We start from the raw sequence: 16,889 nt of genomic DNA on the forward strand, positions 1-16,889 counted from the left end.
CCCACCGGAGTCTTCACCCGCATCGCCCAGCGACTCCTCGCCCTCACCTCCGGCATCTGGACCAACTGGACCACCGGCGTCACCAGCAAACGATCACTAACCGCCTACGACCACTGACCAAGGAATCAACCATCTAGGGCGCCCTAGTCGGTCTGGCCGTTGCGGTGGATGCGGGCGCGTTTGGCGGCGTCCTGGCCGCCGAGCCAGCGCTTCACCACGCTCGAGTCGAGGTCGAAGAGGTCGAGTACGCGACCCACCGTCTGGTTGACGATGTCGTCGACGGTCTGCGGGTGGTTGTAGAACGCGGGCACCGGTGGTACGACGATGCCGCCGGCCTCGGTCACCTGGGTCATCAGCCGCAGGTGGTTGAGGTGGAACGGGGTCTCGCGTACCACCAGCACCAGGCGCCGGCGTTCCTTCAGCACGACGTCGGCGGCGCGCGTCACGAGGTTCTCGTCGTAGCTGTTCGCGATGGCCGACAGCGACTTGATGCTGCAGGGTGCCACCACCATGCCGTCGGTACGGAACGAGCCGCTGGAGATCGACGCCGCCAGGTCGTTGTCGCGGTGCACGACGTCGGCCATCTCGGTCAACTCGTCGGGGTCGAGCACGGTCTCGTACGCGAGCGTCTTCCGCGCGCCGGCGGTGATGATGAGGTGGGTCTCCACGTCGGGCATGTCGCGCAACAGCTCTACGGTGCGGGCACCGTAGATCGTGCCCGACGCACCGGTGATCGCGACGATGATCCGCTTGCGCGGGTCGGTCATGGTGTCACCTCGTTCAGCGACCAGAGGTGGCCGTCGTAGTGCACCAGGGCCCGGTCGTCGGTGGTCAGCAGTGTCGACACTACGTTGCCCACCACGATGTCATGCCCACCGAACGGATGGATATCGCGCACCTCACACTCGAAGTTCGCGACACAGCCGGTGAGCAGGGGCACACCGAGCCGCTCCCCGCGCGTGTGGTCGACGCCCTCGAACCGGTCACCAGGCACCCGAGACTTCGACGCGAACTTCTTGACGTAGCCGACCTGGCCGTCGGCGAGCACGCTCACCCCGAACACCCCGGTCGCCGCCACCAGCTCGCGGGTGCGGCCGGCGACCTTCAACGTGGTCAGCAACAACGGTGGGTCCGCGTGTTCCGCCCACGCCATCCCCGTCGAGCCGTGCGGGTGCTCGCCGTCGAGCGTTGTGACGATGGCGACGGCGACGGCCAGCCGGCCGAAGCCCACGGTCGCCCGCTCGGCCTCGGACTCAGGCATCGGTGGTCTTCTCCGCCGCTTCCTGCTCGAGCACCTCGAGCGCAGCACTCGCCGCCTTGTCCACGTGCGCGCGGGAGAGCCGCCGCGCGGCCGCCGCGTCGCGGCGCATGATCGCGTCGACCACCTGTCGTACCTCGTCGGCGACCTCGTCCGGCCGCCTCGGCCGCCGCAGCGACGTGGACCGCGGGTACGCGATCCGCCCCCACAGCGACTCGAGCACCCGCCGCACCACGACGTTGCCAGAACCCTCGAGCAGGACGTCGTAGAAGTCGTCCTTGCGCACCACGATCTCGGCGACGTCGCCGCCCCGGACGACCCGTTCGAACTCGTCGACGGCCTCGGCCAGCCGGGCCAGCTGCTCGTCGGTCGCGTGTTCCGCGAACCTGCCGACGACCAGCGACTCGAGCACGCCGCGCACCTCGTAGATGTCACGTGCCTCGGCCACGGACATACTCGCCACGACCGGCCCCTGGTTGGGCACCAGGTCGACCAGGCCTTCGCTCTCCAGCTGCCGTAGTGCCTCCCGGACCGTGGTGCGGCTCACCTTGGTCAGCTCGCACAGCTCGCGCTCCACCAGCCGCTGGCCGGGCTTGAAGGTGCGGTTCAGGATCGCCTCCCGCAGGTTGCGCACCACCTGGGTACGCAACGGCGCCGCCACCGCGGCGACGCGCAGATCCCCGGTAGCCACGTCCCTCACCTCCTCGTGCGGTACAACACCAGATCCGCCGGCATCACGCGGCGACACGTCAATGATCCCAGCCCGCTCCCCCGCGGCCACCGGTCAGGTGGTGTCATTGGTTCGCCTGGCGCCAGGAAACCAGCTCGCGCACCCCGTACGCGGCCCGGTCCACTGGCGGCACCTGGCCGACCTCGTGGAGGAACGTCTTCGCCCGGCTCAGCCCGCTCGCCGGCGCAGCGCGCAGCCCGGCCACCACGTCGGCGGCGACCGCGTCCAGCTCGGCGTCCGGCACGACCCGGCTGACCATGCCCATCGCGAGCGCCTCCGCGGCGCCGACGTGCCTGCCGGTCAGCACCAGGTCGAGCGCGGCCTTGCGCGGCAGGTAGTCGGCGAGGAACGTCTCCACCACCAGCGGCGGGAAGCCGTGCGTGATCTCGTCGAACCCGAACGTCGCGTCGTCGCTGGCCAGCGTGATGTCGGTGTGCATGGCGAGCCCGCTGCCGAACCCCAGCGCCCGCCCGCGTACCAGGCCGACGGACACGCCGCCGTAGCCGTCGAGCAACCCGTTGACCTCGGTGATGAGCGTCAGGTTGTCGGCCAGCGACACCCCTTCGGGTTTCTCCCTCTGGTCGCGGCCGAGGCAGAAGTCCGCACCTTCCGCACCTAGCACGAGCACGTCGGCTGAGCCCGCCTCGGTGAGCGCGGCGATGAGCTGCCGCATCATCGCGTACGTCACCTTGTTCTGCTCGCTCGCGCGATCGAGGGTCACGTACGCCACCGGACCGTCGCGCTCGACCCTTACCAGCTGCTCCGTCATCGAGGCACCTCTCTCCCGATCTGCTCCCTGGGGAGCTGGGACCACACGATCTCCGGCTGCAGCGGCAGCCGGTCGATGCGGCCACCGAGGTGCCTGACGGCGTCCTCGACGGCATTCGCCAGGCACGGCACGGGCGTCACCGTCCCGGTCTCGCCTGCACCCTTGTAACCGCCCGGCGTGAACGGGTTCGGCGTGATGATGTGTTCGAGCGTCAGCGGCGGCATGTCCGCCGCCGTGGGGATCAGGTACTCGCGGAAGTTCCGGTTCAGCGGCTGCCCGTCCGGCGCGTAGCTGAACTGCTCGAACAGCGCACCGCCGAGGCCGTGCGCGAGCGCACCGAGGTGCTGGCCCTCCACGATCTTCGGGTTCAGGTGGTTGCCGCAGTCGTGCACGCTGACGTACGTGAGGATCTGCAGCCTCCCGGTCTCCTGGTCGATCTCCACCACGGCACCGTCGGCCGAGTACGGGAAGCTGGAGAACATCGCCACCCGGCCGCGCTCGTCGGCGGGGAAGTCGACGTTCGGGTCGCGGTAGTGGTACAGCATCTCCAGGCCGGGATCCTCGTCCTGCGGCAGGTCGTGGATGCGGTGGTACGCCACCCGCGCGAGGTCGCGCACGGTGATCGCCGTACCCGCACCGCCTGCGGTGCCCCTGACCCGCGCCTGCCCGGCCGTCAGGTCGAGGTCGGCGGCGTCTGCTTCGAGCAGGTGCGCGGCGATCCGCTTCAGCTTCGTGGCCATCTTCCGGCTCGCCATGGTGACCGCCGACGTCCCCACGACGGAGAACCTGCTGGAGTACGATCCGGAGCCGTACGGCGTGTGGTCGGTGTCGCCTTCCACCACGCGTACGGCGTCCGGGTGGATGCCGAGCTCGTCCGCGACCAGCTGCGCGATGGTCGTCGAGTGGCCCTGCCCCTCGTCGCTGCCGCCGGTCGCTACGAGCACCTGCCCGGCCGGGTCCATCGCCACGCGCACGCTGTAGTAGCCGTTGTTGTACGAACCCATCCGGGTGGACGACGACGGCTCGATGGCAAGGATGGTGCCGATACCGAGCAGCCGACCTTCCGCGCGCGCCGCCTGCTGCCGTTCACGCCAGCCGTCGTAGTCGAGCAGCTCGGCCAGCCGCTGCATGGCCTCCGGGTAGTTGCCGCTGTCGTAGCGCGAGCCGGTGGCGCACTCGTAGGGGAACTCCTCGGGCGGGATGAAGTTGCGCATCCGCACCTCGACCGGGTCGAGACCGAGCGCGGTGGCCGCCTCGTCCATCATCCGCTCGATGCAGTACGCCGCCTCGGACTTGCCGAAGCCGCGGTGCGCGCCGAACGGGGTCTTGTTCGTCGCGATGCCGAAGAGGTCCGCCTGGTAGTTCTTGATCTTGTACGCACCTGGCACGAACATCGGGGTGGTGACGATCGACGCGAGCCCGCCCACCGGGTACGCGTCGCCGAGGTCGGCGTAGATGCGGTCGCGCAGACCGACGATGGTGCCGTCGTTCTTCAGCGCCATGCCGACGTGGTGGATCTGCTCGCGCGCGTGGTTGGTGGCCAGCATGTGCTCGCGGCGGGTCTCGATCCACCGCACGGGCCGCCCGGCAGCCATCGCCGCGACCGGCACCACCAGCTCCTCCGGGTAGAAGCCCCACTTCTGCCCGAAGCCGCCACCGACGCGCGGCGTGATCACCCGCACCGACACCGCGGGGTCGGCCTTGATGCTGTTCTCCAGCAGCACGCCGACGGCGTGCGCGATCTGGCTCGACGTCCAGACGGTCAGCGTGTTCGCCGCCTCGTCGTAGTCAGCGACCACGCCGCGCGGTTCGATGGGTGTGCCGCTGAACCTGTGGTGCCGCAACGTTCGCTCGACCACCACGTCGGCGTCGTCGAACGCCGCGTCCACGTCACCTGACGACACCTCGAACCGCAGCGTGACGTTGTCGTCCCACTCCTCGTAGAGCCTGGGCGCGTCGTCGGCTGCGCCCTCCTCGGCGTCGAGCACCGGCGGGAGCACCTCGTACTCGGCGTCGACGAGCTCGAGCGCATCCTCCGCGACGTACCTGTCGGTCGCGACGAGCAGTGCCACGGCCTCGCCGACGTAACGCACCTTGTCCTTCGCCAGCCCGACCCGGTCGGCGAACTTGATCGCCGGGTTCCCGCCACGGAACGGGTTGCGGCTCTGGAACGGGAACGGCTGCATCGCGTGCACGCGGCTGGTCAGGTCGTCCGCAGTGATGCCGAGCACGACGCCGGGCAGTGCCAGCGCGCGTTCCAGCGACAGCCGCGTGATCCGCGCGTGCGCGTGCGGGCTGCGGTAGAAGACGCCGTAGAGCATGCCGGGCAGCCGCACGTCCCCGACGTACGTGCCCTCGCCGCGCAGCAGCTCGCGGTCGCGGACGCGTGGCAGGCTCTGCCCTACGGCGGGCGCCGTCTCAGGTGCCGTCATCGTCGGCTCCCTCCCGCCGGGACGTCGCCGCCTGCACGGCGTCCACGATCGACTCGTACCCGGTGCAGCGGCAGAGGTTGCCGACCAGCCCGTTCCTGATCTGGTCGCGGGTCGGGGTGCCGCCGCGTTCGTAGATGGCCAGCGACGACATCAACATGCCTGCGGTGCAGTACCCGCACTGGAAGGCGAACTCGTCCTCGAAGGCCTGCTGCAACGGGTGGAGCGCACCACCGGGCGCGGCCACGCTCTCCACCGTGCGGATGGCCGCGCCCTCGGCCTGGACGGCGAACAGCGTGCACGACTTCACCGGCCGGTCGTCGAGCAGCACGGTGCAGGCGCCGCAGCTGGTGCTGTCGCAGCCGATGTGCGTGCCGGTCAGGCCCACCCGCTCACGGATGGCGTCCACCAGCAGGGTGCGCGGCTCCACGTCGACGCGGTGGTCGGTGCCGTTGACGCGCAGCACCACCTGTCTGGCTGCGGCGCTGGGTTCGCTGCTCATCCGGCCTCCTCGCCGTCGTCGGTCGCGCGGGCCCTGGCGGCGGCATCGCGCAGCGCGTCGCGCACCAGCCGGCCGAGCACCGACCGCCGGTAGTCGGGATCGCGGCCGCGTACGATCGCCGCGACCTCGTCCAGCAACGCCTCGTCGAACCACTGCCCGTGTACGGCCTGCTCCACCGCGTCCAGGCGCACCGGGTGCCCTGCCAGGCCCACCGCGGCGACCCCGGCGGCGAGGACCTGGTCGGTGTCCGGGTCGAGCTCCAGGCACACGGCGCAGCTCATCAACGCCGCACCGGCTCGCTGCTCGAACTTCGCCTGGGCGGTACCGAACCGCCCGCCAGGCACGGGGACGCCGACCTCGGTGAGCAGCTCGTCGGGGCGCAGCGAGCTGGTGTGCGTCGCGACGAACAGGTCGTCCGCGGCGATCGTCCGCTGCCCTGCGCCGGCCCGCGCGACCACCTCACCGCGGACGGCGAGCAGCGCAGCGCCCCAGTCCCCCGTCGGTTCGACGGCCGCCAGCGAGCCGCCGACCGTACCCATGTTGCGCACCTGCGGGTCGCCGATCCGGCCGGCCAGCTCCGCGACCATCGCGAGCCCGGCGTGCCCGCACCACTGGGCTGCCTCCGCGTGCCTGGTCAAGGCACCGATGCGGAGCACGCCGGCGTCCAGGGTCAGACCCGCGAGGTCGCGCAGGCCGCCGATGTCCACGACGACCGCGGGGCCGCGCTGCCGGTACTTCAGCTGCGGCACGAGGCTCATCCCGCCGGCGAGCACGCCGGCGTCCGAGCCGTGCTCGGCCAGCAGGTCGAGCGCTTCGTCGACGGTGTGCGGACGTGCGTAGGCGAATGCGCGTGGATACATGTCGTGCCTCCGTCACCCGTGACGCAGACTGGCACGACGATAATACCGTAAGACAAACAGACAATGTAAGCGTGAGATCTGCGACGGGACTGCGCTCAGCGACCGAGGTAGAACGAGAAGATACGCAGCGCACCGTCGCGTTCGTCGTCGGTCAGCTCGCGCTGGAACAGATCCACGTGCTGCCGTACGTCGGCGTCGACACGGGCAAGCAGCTCGCGGCCGGCCGCGGTGATGGTGACCTTCGTGACCCGCCGGTCGTGCTCGCCGGGCACCCGGTCGACCAGCCCGCGCTCCACCAGGCTCTTGATCAGGCGCGACGCCAGCGCCGAGGAGATGTCCAGCCGGTCCGCCGCGGCGTAGACGGACAGCGGCGCGTCCGGAGCGCCGAGCACCTGGATGAGCAGCTTGTGCTCCAGCGGCTCGAGGCCGGCCTTCTTCGCCTGCTCGTCGACCAGCCGGAAGACCTTGCGGATCACCCGGTGCGCCTCGGCGATGCCGCCGAAGTAGCCACGGAACTCGGGGCTGTCGACGGACCGTCCCTGCGCGTCCTTGCCGGCGGGCCTCGACCGGCTCGCGCGGCGTCCGGTCGCCTTCGTCGCAGAACTCCGCTTCTCGCTCACGAGTACCGATTCAACACCTGATAGAGCCAACGCCCCGACATTTCGAACCAGGGCCTGCCGGCGAGCGCGTCCCGCTTCGGCCCGGTGCGGGCCGCGGCGCGCTCCGGCGAGTCGAGCACGTCGCGGTCGGCCAGCTCGTGCAGCGCGATGTGCGTCCACGGGCCACCGGCGCCGGCGAGCACCCGCCACCGGCGCACGCGCAGCCACCCGGCCGCCTTCATCAGCGCCGGTACGTGCTCGTTCTCGTACCAGTCGTCGAGGGCCGCCTCGTCCGCCTCCGGCACGGCGAACGCCACGACGGACAGGTAGTCGCCCGCCGCCGCGGGGCCGGTGTCAGAGGTCAGCTCGCAGGTGAACCTGGTGAACCCGCGCACCTGCGCGAGCATCCGGTCGGTACGCGGCGACGGCTGGTCCTTCAGCTGCCGGTAGCCGTCGCTGTCGAGTGTCGCGAGGTCGCTCAGCTCGTAGATGGCGAGATACTCCGGGCTGCCCTCGAGTGCGCGGTAACGCGTCGCGCGCTCGAAACCGGGCAGCGCCAGCCGTACGGGGATGTGCTCGGTGTCGTACCAGTCGTGGAAGTCGTCGAGCAGTTCCGCCGGCGGCTCCATCTGGGAGAAGAGCATCCCCTGCGCCGCGGCGGTCATGCGCCCGCCCCGGTCACGGTCACCGGCTTGCTCGCCGGCGGGGTGTTCCTGCTCCTCGTGAAACGCACCTCGCCGGCGGTGATCGACACCGCGACGGCAGGCAGGTCGCCGTTGTCCAGGGCCGTGAACGCGTCGGACGTACTCCCGCCGACGGGTGCGTCCACGACGAGCAGGTCGGCCGGCCGACCGACCTCCAGCCGGCCCGCGTCGAGCCCGTAGACGTCGGCGACGTTGCCGGTCGCGGCCGTCACCACCTGCCGCGCCGACAGCTCGGACAGCGAGGCCAGCTCGGCCATCTGCCGCAGCATGCCGAGGGAGATGACGCCCGTGCCGGTAGGGGTGTCGGTCGCGATCAGCAGCCGCTCGAACGCACCGGCGCCAAGCGCCCGGTTGGCGATGTCGATGGCCGACCGCAGGTTGCCGGCCTGCACGAGCTGCAGCGCGATGCCGTCGCCCTCGTCCACGAGCCGCGCGTTCTCCTCCAGGTCGAGCGCGGTCGGGCCGCCGTTGACGTGCCCCGAGATGTTCGGACGCATGGCCAGCACGGCGTCGGCGGAGATCTTCGACAGGCTGCCGGGGATGGAGCCGCCGCCGGTATGTGCCATCACCACGAGTCCGGCCTCGCGCGCAGCGCGCACGACCGGTACGTAGTCCATCGGCGTGCCGAACGCGCCGAAGCCGGCCTTCGCCAACCAGACGCCGGCGGCCTTCAGCTCGGCGAAGTCGTCCGCCGTCAGGCCGGGTTCCAGCACGACGGAGCCGGCGTGCACAGTGATGCCCGACGGCCGGTAGTCGGCGAAGCAGCGCTGGGCTGCAACGGCCAGAGCCTTGATCCCCACGACGTCCTTCGGCCGGCCAGGCACGTGCACCTCGCTCGCGGAGATCACGCGCGTCGTGCCACCGTGCAGGTAGCTGTCGAGAAAGCCGATCATGCCCTGGCGCGGCGTGTAGTCACCGAACGTGGTGTGGACGTGCGAGTCGATCAGGCCGGGGACGACCGCCGCGCCCGCGACGTCGACCACGCACTCGTGGTCGCCCGCCGTGACGGCGCCTGAGTCACCGATCCACGCGACCTGGCCGCCGTCGAGGACGAGCGCGTCGCCGGGCAGCGGTGCACCGTCGGTGGCACCGGAATGGGAGTCCCCGATGTTCACCAGCGCTGTGGTCATCGCATCCCTTCACCGGCGACACCGGCCGGTGCGTAGTCGTCGACCTCGATCGCATCGTCCCACACGATGTCGGCGTCGAGCTCGATCTCTGTTGGTTCGGCGAGCAGAGCACTCATCGCACACCATCCCCTACCGCGTCTTCGAGACTGAGGCCACCAACCCGGTGATGCACCCTGCCGCCACTGGACAGCACGATGGCCACGACGATCTCGGCCGGACGCGGCGCGTCCGCGATGCAGAGCGTCATGGCGTCGTAGTGCGAGCGCACGAACAGCGCGTCCTTGTAGGCGAGCGGGATGTCCAGCGCGGTGCCGGCGGCTCCGACCTTCGTGGCCGAGCTCACCCAGGCCGCACCACCGCCCACGCCGGCGCGCAGGGCGTCACCGAACGGCGTGGTCAGGCACGCCACCCCGTGTTCCTGCTCGCCCGAGGTGCCGACGATGGCGCCCTTGCCGTAGCCCTCGGCGCGGCCGCCGAGCAGCTCGATGCCCTGCCGGGTGAGCTCCGCGCCCAGCTCCGCGCTCGGCCCGATGAGCTCGGCGAGATCCGCCGCGTAGCCGTCGGCGTACAGGTTCGCGATCACCGCCGCGACGACTGCCTTGCGCAGCGGTACCGCGGCGACCGGCCCGCCGTCGTGGCTGATCTCCTCCACCGCATGGAACCGCTTGCGGATCTGGTAGGCCACTGCACCTCCCGAGCAACTGTTGCTTGACCACGAGTAGATGACAAAAGTAATTTACAAAAGTCATCTAATCAAGATCTCGAGGCAGGTGGTCATGCGCAGCGGTGTCGAGTACGTCGAGGGCCTACGCGACGGCAGGAGCGTCTACATCGACGGCGAGCGCGTCTCCGACGTCACCACACACCCCGCGTTCCGCGGCGCGGTGCGTTCGGTCGCACACCTGTACGACTTCGCGTCGGACCCCGCGAACCGTGAGGTGATGACGTACACCTCGCCGGAGACCGGCAACGCGCACAACGTCGCCTTCCTCCTCCCCCACAGCACCGAGGACCTCGCCAGGCGCCGCCGTGGCCTGCGGCTGTGGGCGGAGCAGACGTACGGCCTGATGGGCCGCTCCCCCGACCACGTCGCGGGCTTCCTCACCGGTTTCGCCGCGGCACCGCACGTCTTCGACGGCGACTTCGCCGCCAATGTGGTGAACTTCCACAGGTACGCGGCGGAGAACGACATCTACGCCGCCTACACGATCGTGCCGCCGCAGATCGACCGCGGCAAGCCGGCACACCAGCAGGCCGACCCGCACCTGTACGCCGGCGTCAAGGAGGAACGCGACGGCGGCATCGTGATCAAGGGCGCGCAGATGCTCGGCACCGGCGCGGTGCTCGCGGACTGGATCCAGCTCAGCAGCATCGTGCCGCTGCGCCCCGGCGACGAGAACTACGCGATCTCCGTCGTCGTGCCGGTCTCCGCGCCCGGCGTGAAGATCTTCCCGCGCCGGTCGTACGCGCACGCCGCGACCAGCAGCTACGACTACCCGCTAGCAAGCCGGTTCGACGAGACCGACTCGCTGGTCGTGTACGACGACGTGTTCGTCCCCTGGGAACACGTCTTCGTCTACCGCGACCTCGACCGGGTGCAGGCGCAGTGGTGGCAGACGCCGGCCTGGCTGCTCGGCAACCTGCAGGCGCAGGTCCGGTTGGCCACCAAGCTCGACCTGCTCACCGGCGTCGCTGCCAAGGTGGCCGCGATGAACGGCGTGGACAAGCTGCCCCCGGTGCAGGGCACCCTCGGCGAGCTCGCCGCGCACGCGACGATGACCAACGGTCTCGTCCTCGCCGCCGAGTACGACTGCGAACTGGACGACAACGGCGTCGCCTGGCCGGGTAGCGCGCTCACGTTCGCGAACACCACGCTGCAGCCGGAGATCTACGGCAAGCTGCTGCACCTGGTACGTGACCTGTGTGGCGGTGGGCTGATCCAGCTGCCGGCGACGGTGAACGACCTGCGCGACCCGGAGATCGCCGAGCAGCTCGGCCGCTACGTCCAGTCGCCGGGCACGCCGATGCCGGAGCGGGTCAAGCTGCTCAAGCTCGCCTGGGACCTGGTGGGTTCGGAGTTCGCCAGCCGGCACCACCAGTACGAGATGTTCTACGCGGGTGCGCCGTTCGTGGTGAAGATGCGGATGGCGAACAACTACGACTTCGACATGGCAACCGGGCTGGTGGACTCCGCACTGGCCGGCTACGGGGTGTACAGCGACAACGAACCCGAGGCGACGGCGGTGGTCTGATGACGGCAGGCGGTCAGGTGCCCGAGCAGGGCCAGTTCCGGGAGTCGATGTCGCTGCTCGCGGTCGGCGTGACCATCGTGACGACGACCACGCCGACCGGTCCCGCCGGCATGACCGCCTCCGCCGTCTGCTCGCTGTCGCTCGAACCGCCCCAGCTGCTCGCCTGCATCCAGCGCTCGCTGCCGACCCACCGGGCGCTCGGGGACAGCGGGAGCTTCGCGGTGAACGTACTCGGCGAGGAGCACGTCGAGCTGGCCAGGAGGTTCGCCACGTACGGCGCCGACCGGTTCGCCGGCGTGCCACTCGTCACCCGGCAGCCGCCCGTGCTCTCCGCCGCTATCGCGTACTTCAGCTGCACGGTCGTGGAGAGCCATCCGGGCGGCGACCACTCCATCTTCGTCGGCACGGTCACCGAATGCGGGCACCAACCCGGCCGACGCCCGTTGCTCTACTTCGACCGGCGGTTCGGCGCGCTCGAGGCACCCGAGGACCAGCTGCTCAAGTCGTGGTCCGCCACCGGGCCGTTGGTGTGAGATGTCAACCCACCGCTACCGCATCGGGCGTCAGGCCGGCGTCGGCGAGGAACCGGCCGATCGCCGCGTCGTCCGCCTCGGCGACCGGCTCGAACGGCGGCAGGCCGACGCCGATGTCGATGCCGAGGTGTCGCATGGCGCACCGCATGACGGGCGTCAGCCCGTACGCCGACCAGCGGCTGGGGAACTCCGCGAACACCGCCTGCGCAGTGCGGGCGGCGGCGATGTCGCCGGCGTCGAAGGCCCGCAGTACGCGACTGCCGAGCAGCGTCGCGGGTGCCGGCATCATGGCGCCCGAGCCACCCTGCAGCAGCGTGGCGAGCAGCGGCTGCATGGTCGTCAGGTACCGCGCGTTGCCGGCCAGGTCGATCTCCGCGATGAGCCTGCCGATGCGCGACATGTCGCGCGAGCTCTCCTTGAACCCCACGACGCCGTCCAGCTCGCTGATCCTGATCAGCGCCTGCACAGAAGGGTCGGAGCCGCGCGACGGGTTGTGGTAAACCACCACCGGCAGCGGGCTCACCTCCGTGACCCGCTCGAAGTACGTCACCACCTCGCGGACGCTGGCTTCCGGCCCCCACGGCCGCTTCGGCAGCAGCACCTGGACGTACGTGGCGCCGGCGTCGGCGGCGAGCTCGGCCAGCTCGGCCACCTCGGCGATCCGCGCACTCGAGGCACCGGCGAGCACCGGCACCCGACCAGCCACGGCCGCGATGCCGTGCCGCAGCCAATGCCTGCGGTCGACATCGGAGAGCAACCGGTACTCGGAGACCTCGGCGCCGAGCACCGAGATCGCATCGCAGTGGCCGGCCATGAAGTCGAGCTCGCGTGCGAGCGCCGTCTCGTCCACCCGACCGTCGGGCGCGAACGGCGTCAAACAGGCACCAACCACACCGCGCAAAGTGTCGACACCCACCAGGGCCTCCTGAACAGCGGTCGAATTCACCCCATGACAAAGAGATTGTATGACCGTATTATAGGCCGCACGCAGAGGAGGATCGGCCAATGTTGACCACCCGCCGCTTGGATATCGCGGACGCCAGATGCATTCTGCGCGGCGCGGCAGAGCACGCCGACCGTATCGGGGTGCCGATGTGCAGCGCAGTGGTCGACGACGCGGGCGTCCTCATCGCGTTCGAACGTCTCGACGGCGGCAAGGTCTCCAGTGTCGCGATCGCGATCGACAAGGCCTTCACCGCGGCCGCAGCGCGGAACACCACCGCTTTCTACGGCGACGACGCCAACCCGAACAGTCCCGGATGGCGGATCAGCGGTACGAACGGCGGGCACTTCTCCACCATCGGCGGCGGCATCCCCGTCGTCGTCGACGGCGCGGTGGTCGGGGGCATCGGAGTGAGCAGTGGCACCGCCACGCAAGACGTCGAGGTAGCCGAAGCGGCACTCGACTACTTCCTACGCGAGTCACCCCTCGGCTCGCCGGCTCACTGAGCCGTTCCCTCACCCAACCGTCCGACGACCTCACACGAACAAGGCGGGTGCAGTCGGGAAATGAACGTCGAAAACCCTACGAACAGACCCAGTGCAGGACAGCAAACGAGCACCGGCGTCTCACGCAGCGACAGGCGCAATGGCTTCATCGCCGCATGGTTCGGCTGGTGTCTCGATGGTTTCGAGACCTACGTCGCCGTCCTCGTCGGCCAGCAGGTCGTCGCCGGTTTGGTCGGGCCCGACGCCTCGGCGTTGTACTTCGCCGGCATCCTCGCGGTGACGCTGGTCGCCTGGGCAGTCGGCGGCATGGTCTCCGGTGTCCTCGCCGACTACTTCGGGCGCAGGCGCGTCCTGATGTTCTCCATCATCTGGTACGCGGCGTTCACCGGACTCACGGCGTTGGCGCCGAACTACTGGTTCTTCATCGCGTTCCGCTTCCTCACCGGGCTCGGCATGGGCGCGGAGTGGGCGCCGGGGGCGGCGCTGGTCTCCGAGATGTGGAAGGACAAGAGCCGCGGCCGGGGCATCGCGTTCCTGCAGGGCGGCTTCGGCGTCGGCTTCCTGCTGGCGACCGCGGTGTGGATCTTCGTCCAGGGCGGCCCGGGCTCGTGGCGCTACATGTTCCTGATCGGCGTGCTGCCGGCAGTGCTGGTGCTGTTCATCCGCAGGTACGTCAGGGACCCGAAGCTGTGGACCGACGCCGACGACGCGCGCCGCGCAGCCCGCAAGCGGCGCCGTGAGGGCACCGAGCTCAGCGACGCCGACAAGGCACTCACCAGGTTCACCGTCGCGCACCTGTTCCACGAGCCGATCCTGCGCCGACGCATCTTGATCCTGCTCGTGCTCGCCACGACGACTCTCGGCGGCTGGTGGGCGGTCTCTACCTGGGTGCCCCAGTTCGGCGCGGCCATGGCCGCCGAGAACGGACTCGACCCGGTGGCCACTGCGACGTCCACGGCGTTCTGGTACAACGTCGGCGGCATCATCGGCTACTTCTCGATGGGCTTCCTGAACGACTTCTTCGGCCGAAGACCGACGATGTTCGCGTACTTCATCGGTGCGCTGGTGATGAACGTGGTGCTGTTCATGTTCGCCACACCGGCGACCCTCTTCATCGCGGCCGCGGCGAACGGGGTCTTCACGCTCGGCCTGTTCACCTGGATGGCGACCTGGCCGGTCGAGCTGTTCCCCACCCACGTGCGCGGCACGGCGATCACCATCGTGTTCAACTCGACCAGGATCATCGTGGCGGCGGCCACGATGGTCTCCGGCCTCCTCGTGAACGCGTTCGGCGCAGTGAGCACCGCAGCGCTGGTGATCGGGATGATCTACATCCTCGGCCTGGTGTTCACCTTCCTCGCCGGGCCGGAGACGAAGGGCAAACCGCTGCCCAGCTGACGACGACCGACGAACAGCATGCTCGGTGCCGGCACGACAAACTGTGCCGGCACCGAGTCACCAGCCGGCCTATTCGGCCCCGGCGGGTCCTTCCGTGATCGCGAACATGCTGAAGGTCGCTGAAACGTCTCCCGCACCCTGTACGTAGTGGACTTCACAGTCCAGGGTGCCTGCGCCGGTAAACAGGAACGTGTGCACGCTGCTGCGCGGCTCGCCCTGCGGATGCTCTGCCCGAAGGCGGAGCGCCTCCGGATAGACAAGGTCGCAGGGCTCCTCTACACCGGACGCGGAGTACTTGCCAGCGTCTGGAAAGAGATGCATTTCCCGCAGCTCCACACACCAGAGCCAGGACCACGAAACCCGCGATCCCGGCGATCAGCCACGGCCGGCCGCGGCGCTTCCGCCGGCCGGGCCCAGCCTGGTTGCTCGGCTCAACGCGCTCGCCAGGCCCACCCGGCTCGGGCATCGAGGGATGCGACCGCTCAGGGCCCCGTCATCGACATTCGGTAGTCCGCTCACTGCGCCTCCCTCATGGCACTGCGTCAGACGACAACTAGCATCCTGTCACCGCCGACAGCTCGCCGATTCGGCCTCAGCCGAATCGGCCCCAGGGGCGGATGTGCGCTTGGGACAGACCAATGCGGATGCGGCGCCCGGCTGCGCGGTCGATATCGTGCCGTCTCGATCGCATCCACCGGTGCGAACTCGGGCACCTGGGAGGTGCTCGGGAGTCACCACATTCCATGGCCAGCCATCCTCGTTCACGAACCGAGAACGATCACCGCGCGCGCCGCAGCGCACGGCCAGCCACCACCACGTCCGCCGAGGTTGCCGCAAGGGCCCGGCGTGGCTATCGCGAGCTTGCCCCCGGCGGCGCGTGGTCACCTCGCCTTGGCCGGTAGGTCGAGGATCTGCCTCGCGTCGTCGGGGGACGCCACTTCCGCACCGAGCAGGTTCACCAGGTCGACGGCGCGCTCGGTCAGCTGCGCGTTGGTGGCCTTGACGCCCTTGGCCAGGTAGAGGTTGTCCTCCAGACCGACGCGTACGTGCCCGCCGAGCAGCACCGACTGCGCGGCCCACGCCATCTGCATCCGGCCGAGCGCGAACGACGCGAACTGCGCGCCCTCGGGCAGCTGGTTGACCATCGCCTGCAGGTGCAGTACGTCGGCCGGCGCTCCGTACGGGATGCCCATGCACAGCTGGAACAGCGACGGGCGGTCGATGAGACCTTCCTCGACCATCTTGCTGGCGAACCAGAGCTGGCCGGTGTCGAAGATCTCCAGCTCCGGCCGCACACCGAGCTCCTGGATGCGGCGCGCTCCGGCCCGCAGCATGTCCGGCGTGGAGATGTAGAGCTGGCTGCCCTCGCCGAAGTTCAACGACCCGCAGTCGAGGGTGCAGATGTCCGGCCGCAGCTCCTCCACGTGCGGCAGCCGCGCCAGACCGCTCACCAGGTCGGTGCCCTCCACCGCCTGCAGCGGGTTCTCCGGGTCGATGAACAGGTCACCGCCCATGCCCGCGGTCAGGTTGAGCACCACGTCGACGTCGCTGGCGCGGATCCGTTCGGCCACCTCGCGGTACAACGCCACGTCGCGCGAGCCCTGGCCGGTCTTCGGGTCGCGTACGTGCACGTGCACCACCGCGGCGCCGGCCCGTGCCGCCTCGATACCCGAGTTGGCGATCTCCTCCGGAGTCACCGGCACGTACTCGCTGCGCCCGACGGTGTCGCCTGCACCGGTGAGAGCACAGGTGATGATGACCTTGCGGTTCACGGCTCACTCCCTCCCTGGCAACGGTTTGCCTAGCCAGTCACCATAGAAGGTGTCCAGGTCGGGCAGGAAATCGAAGACGACGGGGAACCCAGGTGGCGCCGCCTCCACCTCGAGCAACGTCGTGCAGCCGGGGCAGATGAACTCCCTGATCTCCATCCACTCCGGGTCGCAGGCGTACCGGCCGGGATAGATCTCCTCGATGCTCTCCCGGTCAGAGCGCACCCGCACGAGGGCGCTCAGCTTCCAGTTCTCCCTGTAGTCGCCGAACTCGTGCCCGCAGTCGCACTTCACGACCCGCCCGGCCGCGCCCTCGACGATGTAGAGGTGCTCGCCGACCGGCAGCAGGATCCGCTCCGGCCACGAGACGCGCTCCTGCAGGATCGCCAGGTAGGTCTCGAACCTGTCGTCGTCCTTGTACGAGCTCATCATCGACTTGGCCGCCGGCCAGGGCAGGGAGCCGTCGATGAGGTCCTCAATCACGGTCTTGTCGTAGCTGGTCAAGTG

Annotated in this window: 19 protein-coding genes; 5 read left to right on the forward strand and 14 right to left on the reverse strand. The window is 69.6% G+C overall.

Annotation, left to right across the window (positions count from 1 at the left end):
- Positions 1-117, forward strand: a 117-nt coding sequence (locus GEV07_20140) for an IS982 family transposase (GenBank protein ID MQA04927.1), incomplete at its 5' end; no start/stop codon positions are given.
- 26 nt (positions 118-143) lie between these two features.
- Here GEV07_20140 and GEV07_20145 read toward each other — a convergent pair.
- The 10 genes from GEV07_20145 to GEV07_20190 form a co-directional block, all read right to left on the reverse strand.
- Positions 144-767, reverse strand: a complete 624-nt coding sequence (locus GEV07_20145; GenBank protein ID MQA04928.1) for a UbiX family flavin prenyltransferase — start codon at positions 765-767, stop codon at positions 144-146.
- Positions 764-1,261, reverse strand: coding sequence for a flavin reductase (locus tag GEV07_20150; protein MQA04929.1), 498 nt, complete (start codon positions 1,259-1,261; stop codon positions 764-766). The genes GEV07_20145 and GEV07_20150 overlap by 4 nt, the downstream gene beginning before the upstream one ends.
- Complete coding sequence (locus GEV07_20155; GenBank protein ID MQA04930.1) at positions 1,254-2,039, reverse strand: FCD domain-containing protein; 786 nt, start codon at positions 2,037-2,039, stop codon at positions 1,254-1,256. Before GEV07_20155 ends, GEV07_20150 begins: the two co-directional genes overlap by 8 nt.
- Before the next feature lie 13 nt (positions 2,040-2,052).
- Complete coding sequence (locus tag GEV07_20160; protein ID MQA04931.1) at positions 2,053-2,757, reverse strand: enoyl-CoA hydratase/isomerase family protein; 705 nt, start codon at positions 2,755-2,757, stop codon at positions 2,053-2,055.
- Positions 2,754-5,189 carry a molybdopterin-dependent oxidoreductase gene (locus GEV07_20165; protein MQA04932.1) on the reverse strand — a complete coding sequence of 812 codons (2,436 nt, stop codon included), beginning with the start codon at positions 5,187-5,189 and terminating at the stop codon, positions 2,754-2,756. The genes GEV07_20160 and GEV07_20165 overlap by 4 nt, the downstream gene beginning before the upstream one ends.
- On the reverse strand, positions 5,176-5,688 hold the full coding sequence (locus tag GEV07_20170; GenBank protein ID MQA04933.1) for a 2Fe-2S iron-sulfur cluster binding domain-containing protein: 513 nt from the start codon (positions 5,686-5,688) through the stop codon (positions 5,176-5,178). The genes GEV07_20165 and GEV07_20170 overlap by 14 nt, the downstream gene beginning before the upstream one ends.
- Positions 5,685-6,548: a xanthine dehydrogenase family protein subunit M gene (locus GEV07_20175; GenBank protein MQA04934.1), complete on the reverse strand. Its 864-nt coding sequence runs from the start codon at positions 6,546-6,548 to the stop codon at positions 5,685-5,687. The genes GEV07_20170 and GEV07_20175 overlap by 4 nt, the downstream gene beginning before the upstream one ends.
- Before the next feature lie 95 nt (positions 6,549-6,643).
- Entirely contained in the window at positions 6,644-7,420 is a 777-nt protein-coding gene (locus tag GEV07_20180) for a MarR family transcriptional regulator (GenBank protein ID MQA04935.1), read from the reverse strand.
- 388 nt (positions 7,421-7,808) lie between these two features.
- Complete coding sequence (locus tag GEV07_20185) at positions 7,809-8,981, reverse strand: amidohydrolase family protein (protein ID MQA04936.1); 1,173 nt, start codon at positions 8,979-8,981, stop codon at positions 7,809-7,811.
- 112 nt (positions 8,982-9,093) lie between these two features.
- Entirely contained in the window at positions 9,094-9,666 is a 573-nt protein-coding gene (locus tag GEV07_20190) for an amino acid synthesis family protein (GenBank protein ID MQA04937.1), read from the reverse strand.
- 91 nt (positions 9,667-9,757) lie between these two features.
- Here GEV07_20190 and GEV07_20195 point away from each other — a divergent pair, with 91 nt between their 5' ends.
- Positions 9,758-11,233 carry a 4-hydroxyphenylacetate 3-hydroxylase gene (locus tag GEV07_20195; GenBank protein MQA04938.1) on the forward strand — a complete coding sequence of 492 codons (1,476 nt, stop codon included), beginning with the start codon at positions 9,758-9,760 and terminating at the stop codon, positions 11,231-11,233.
- The gene (locus GEV07_20200; protein ID MQA04939.1) at positions 11,233-11,766 is read left to right on the forward strand and encodes a flavin reductase; all 534 of its coding nucleotides are present in this window, start codon (positions 11,233-11,235) and stop codon (positions 11,764-11,766) included. Before GEV07_20195 ends, GEV07_20200 begins: the two co-directional genes overlap by 1 nt.
- Positions 11,767-11,770: 4 nt before the next feature.
- Here the strand turns inward: GEV07_20200 and GEV07_20205 are convergent, their stop codons facing one another.
- Positions 11,771-12,871: a dihydrodipicolinate synthase family protein gene (locus GEV07_20205; protein MQA04940.1), complete on the reverse strand. Its 1,101-nt coding sequence runs from the start codon at positions 12,869-12,871 to the stop codon at positions 11,771-11,773.
- On the opposite strand from GEV07_20205, the gene GEV07_20210 reads away from it, so the two are divergent.
- Complete coding sequence (locus GEV07_20210) at positions 12,772-13,215, forward strand: heme-binding protein (protein ID MQA04941.1); 444 nt, start codon at positions 12,772-12,774, stop codon at positions 13,213-13,215. The genes GEV07_20205 and GEV07_20210 overlap by 100 nt on opposite strands.
- Before the next feature lie 60 nt (positions 13,216-13,275).
- Positions 13,276-14,613: an MFS transporter gene (locus GEV07_20215; GenBank protein MQA04942.1), complete on the forward strand. Its 1,338-nt coding sequence runs from the start codon at positions 13,276-13,278 to the stop codon at positions 14,611-14,613.
- Positions 14,614-14,767: 154 nt separating this feature from the next.
- Here the strand turns inward: GEV07_20215 and GEV07_20220 are convergent, their stop codons facing one another.
- The 3 genes from GEV07_20220 to GEV07_20230 all read right to left on the reverse strand — a co-directional run bounded on the left by GEV07_20220 (position 14,768) and on the right by GEV07_20230 (position 16,886).
- Positions 14,768-15,079 (reverse strand): hypothetical protein, encoded by a 312-nt coding sequence (locus GEV07_20220; protein MQA04943.1) that lies wholly within the window; start codon positions 15,077-15,079, stop codon positions 14,768-14,770.
- 415 nt (positions 15,080-15,494) lie between these two features.
- Entirely contained in the window at positions 15,495-16,385 is an 891-nt protein-coding gene (locus GEV07_20225; GenBank protein MQA04944.1) for a 3-keto-5-aminohexanoate cleavage protein, read from the reverse strand.
- A 3-nt stretch (positions 16,386-16,388) separates the two neighbouring features.
- Complete coding sequence (locus GEV07_20230) at positions 16,389-16,886, reverse strand: acetone carboxylase subunit gamma (protein ID MQA04945.1); 498 nt, start codon at positions 16,884-16,886, stop codon at positions 16,389-16,391.
- Positions 16,887-16,889 lie beyond the last annotated feature (3 nt).

Source organism: Streptosporangiales bacterium (genome assembly GCA_009379825.1).
Lineage (GTDB): Bacteria > Actinomycetota > Actinomycetes > Streptosporangiales > WHST01 > WHST01.

Bases quoted from the DNA above. Each gene is read 5' to 3' on its own strand.
- GEV07_20170 (MQA04933.1), bottom strand. From the start codon at position 5,688: ATGAGCAGCGAACCCAGCGCCGCAGCCAGACAGGTGGTGCTGCGCGTC.
- GEV07_20215 (MQA04942.1), top strand. From the start codon at position 13,276: ATGAACGTCGAAAACCCTACGAACAGACCCAGTGCAGGACAGCAAACG.
- GEV07_20160 (MQA04931.1), bottom strand. From the start codon at position 2,757: ATGACGGAGCAGCTGGTAAGGGTCGAGCGCGACGGTCCGGTGGCGTAC.
- GEV07_20195 (MQA04938.1), top strand. From the start codon at position 9,758: ATGCGCAGCGGTGTCGAGTACGTCGAGGGCCTACGCGACGGCAGGAGC.
- GEV07_20185 (MQA04936.1), bottom strand. From the start codon at position 8,981: ATGACCACAGCGCTGGTGAACATCGGGGACTCCCATTCCGGTGCCACC.
- GEV07_20175 (MQA04934.1), bottom strand. From the start codon at position 6,548: ATGTATCCACGCGCATTCGCCTACGCACGTCCGCACACCGTCGACGAA.
- GEV07_20210 (MQA04941.1), top strand. From the start codon at position 12,772: ATGTTGACCACCCGCCGCTTGGATATCGCGGACGCCAGATGCATTCTG.
- GEV07_20150 (MQA04929.1), bottom strand. From the start codon at position 1,261: ATGCCTGAGTCCGAGGCCGAGCGGGCGACCGTGGGCTTCGGCCGGCTG.
- GEV07_20145 (MQA04928.1), bottom strand. From the start codon at position 767: ATGACCGACCCGCGCAAGCGGATCATCGTCGCGATCACCGGTGCGTCG.
- GEV07_20200 (MQA04939.1), top strand. From the start codon at position 11,233: ATGACGGCAGGCGGTCAGGTGCCCGAGCAGGGCCAGTTCCGGGAGTCG.
- GEV07_20220 (MQA04943.1), bottom strand. From the start codon at position 15,079: ATGCCCGAGCCGGGTGGGCCTGGCGAGCGCGTTGAGCCGAGCAACCAG.
- GEV07_20165 (MQA04932.1), bottom strand. From the start codon at position 5,189: ATGACGGCACCTGAGACGGCGCCCGCCGTAGGGCAGAGCCTGCCACGC.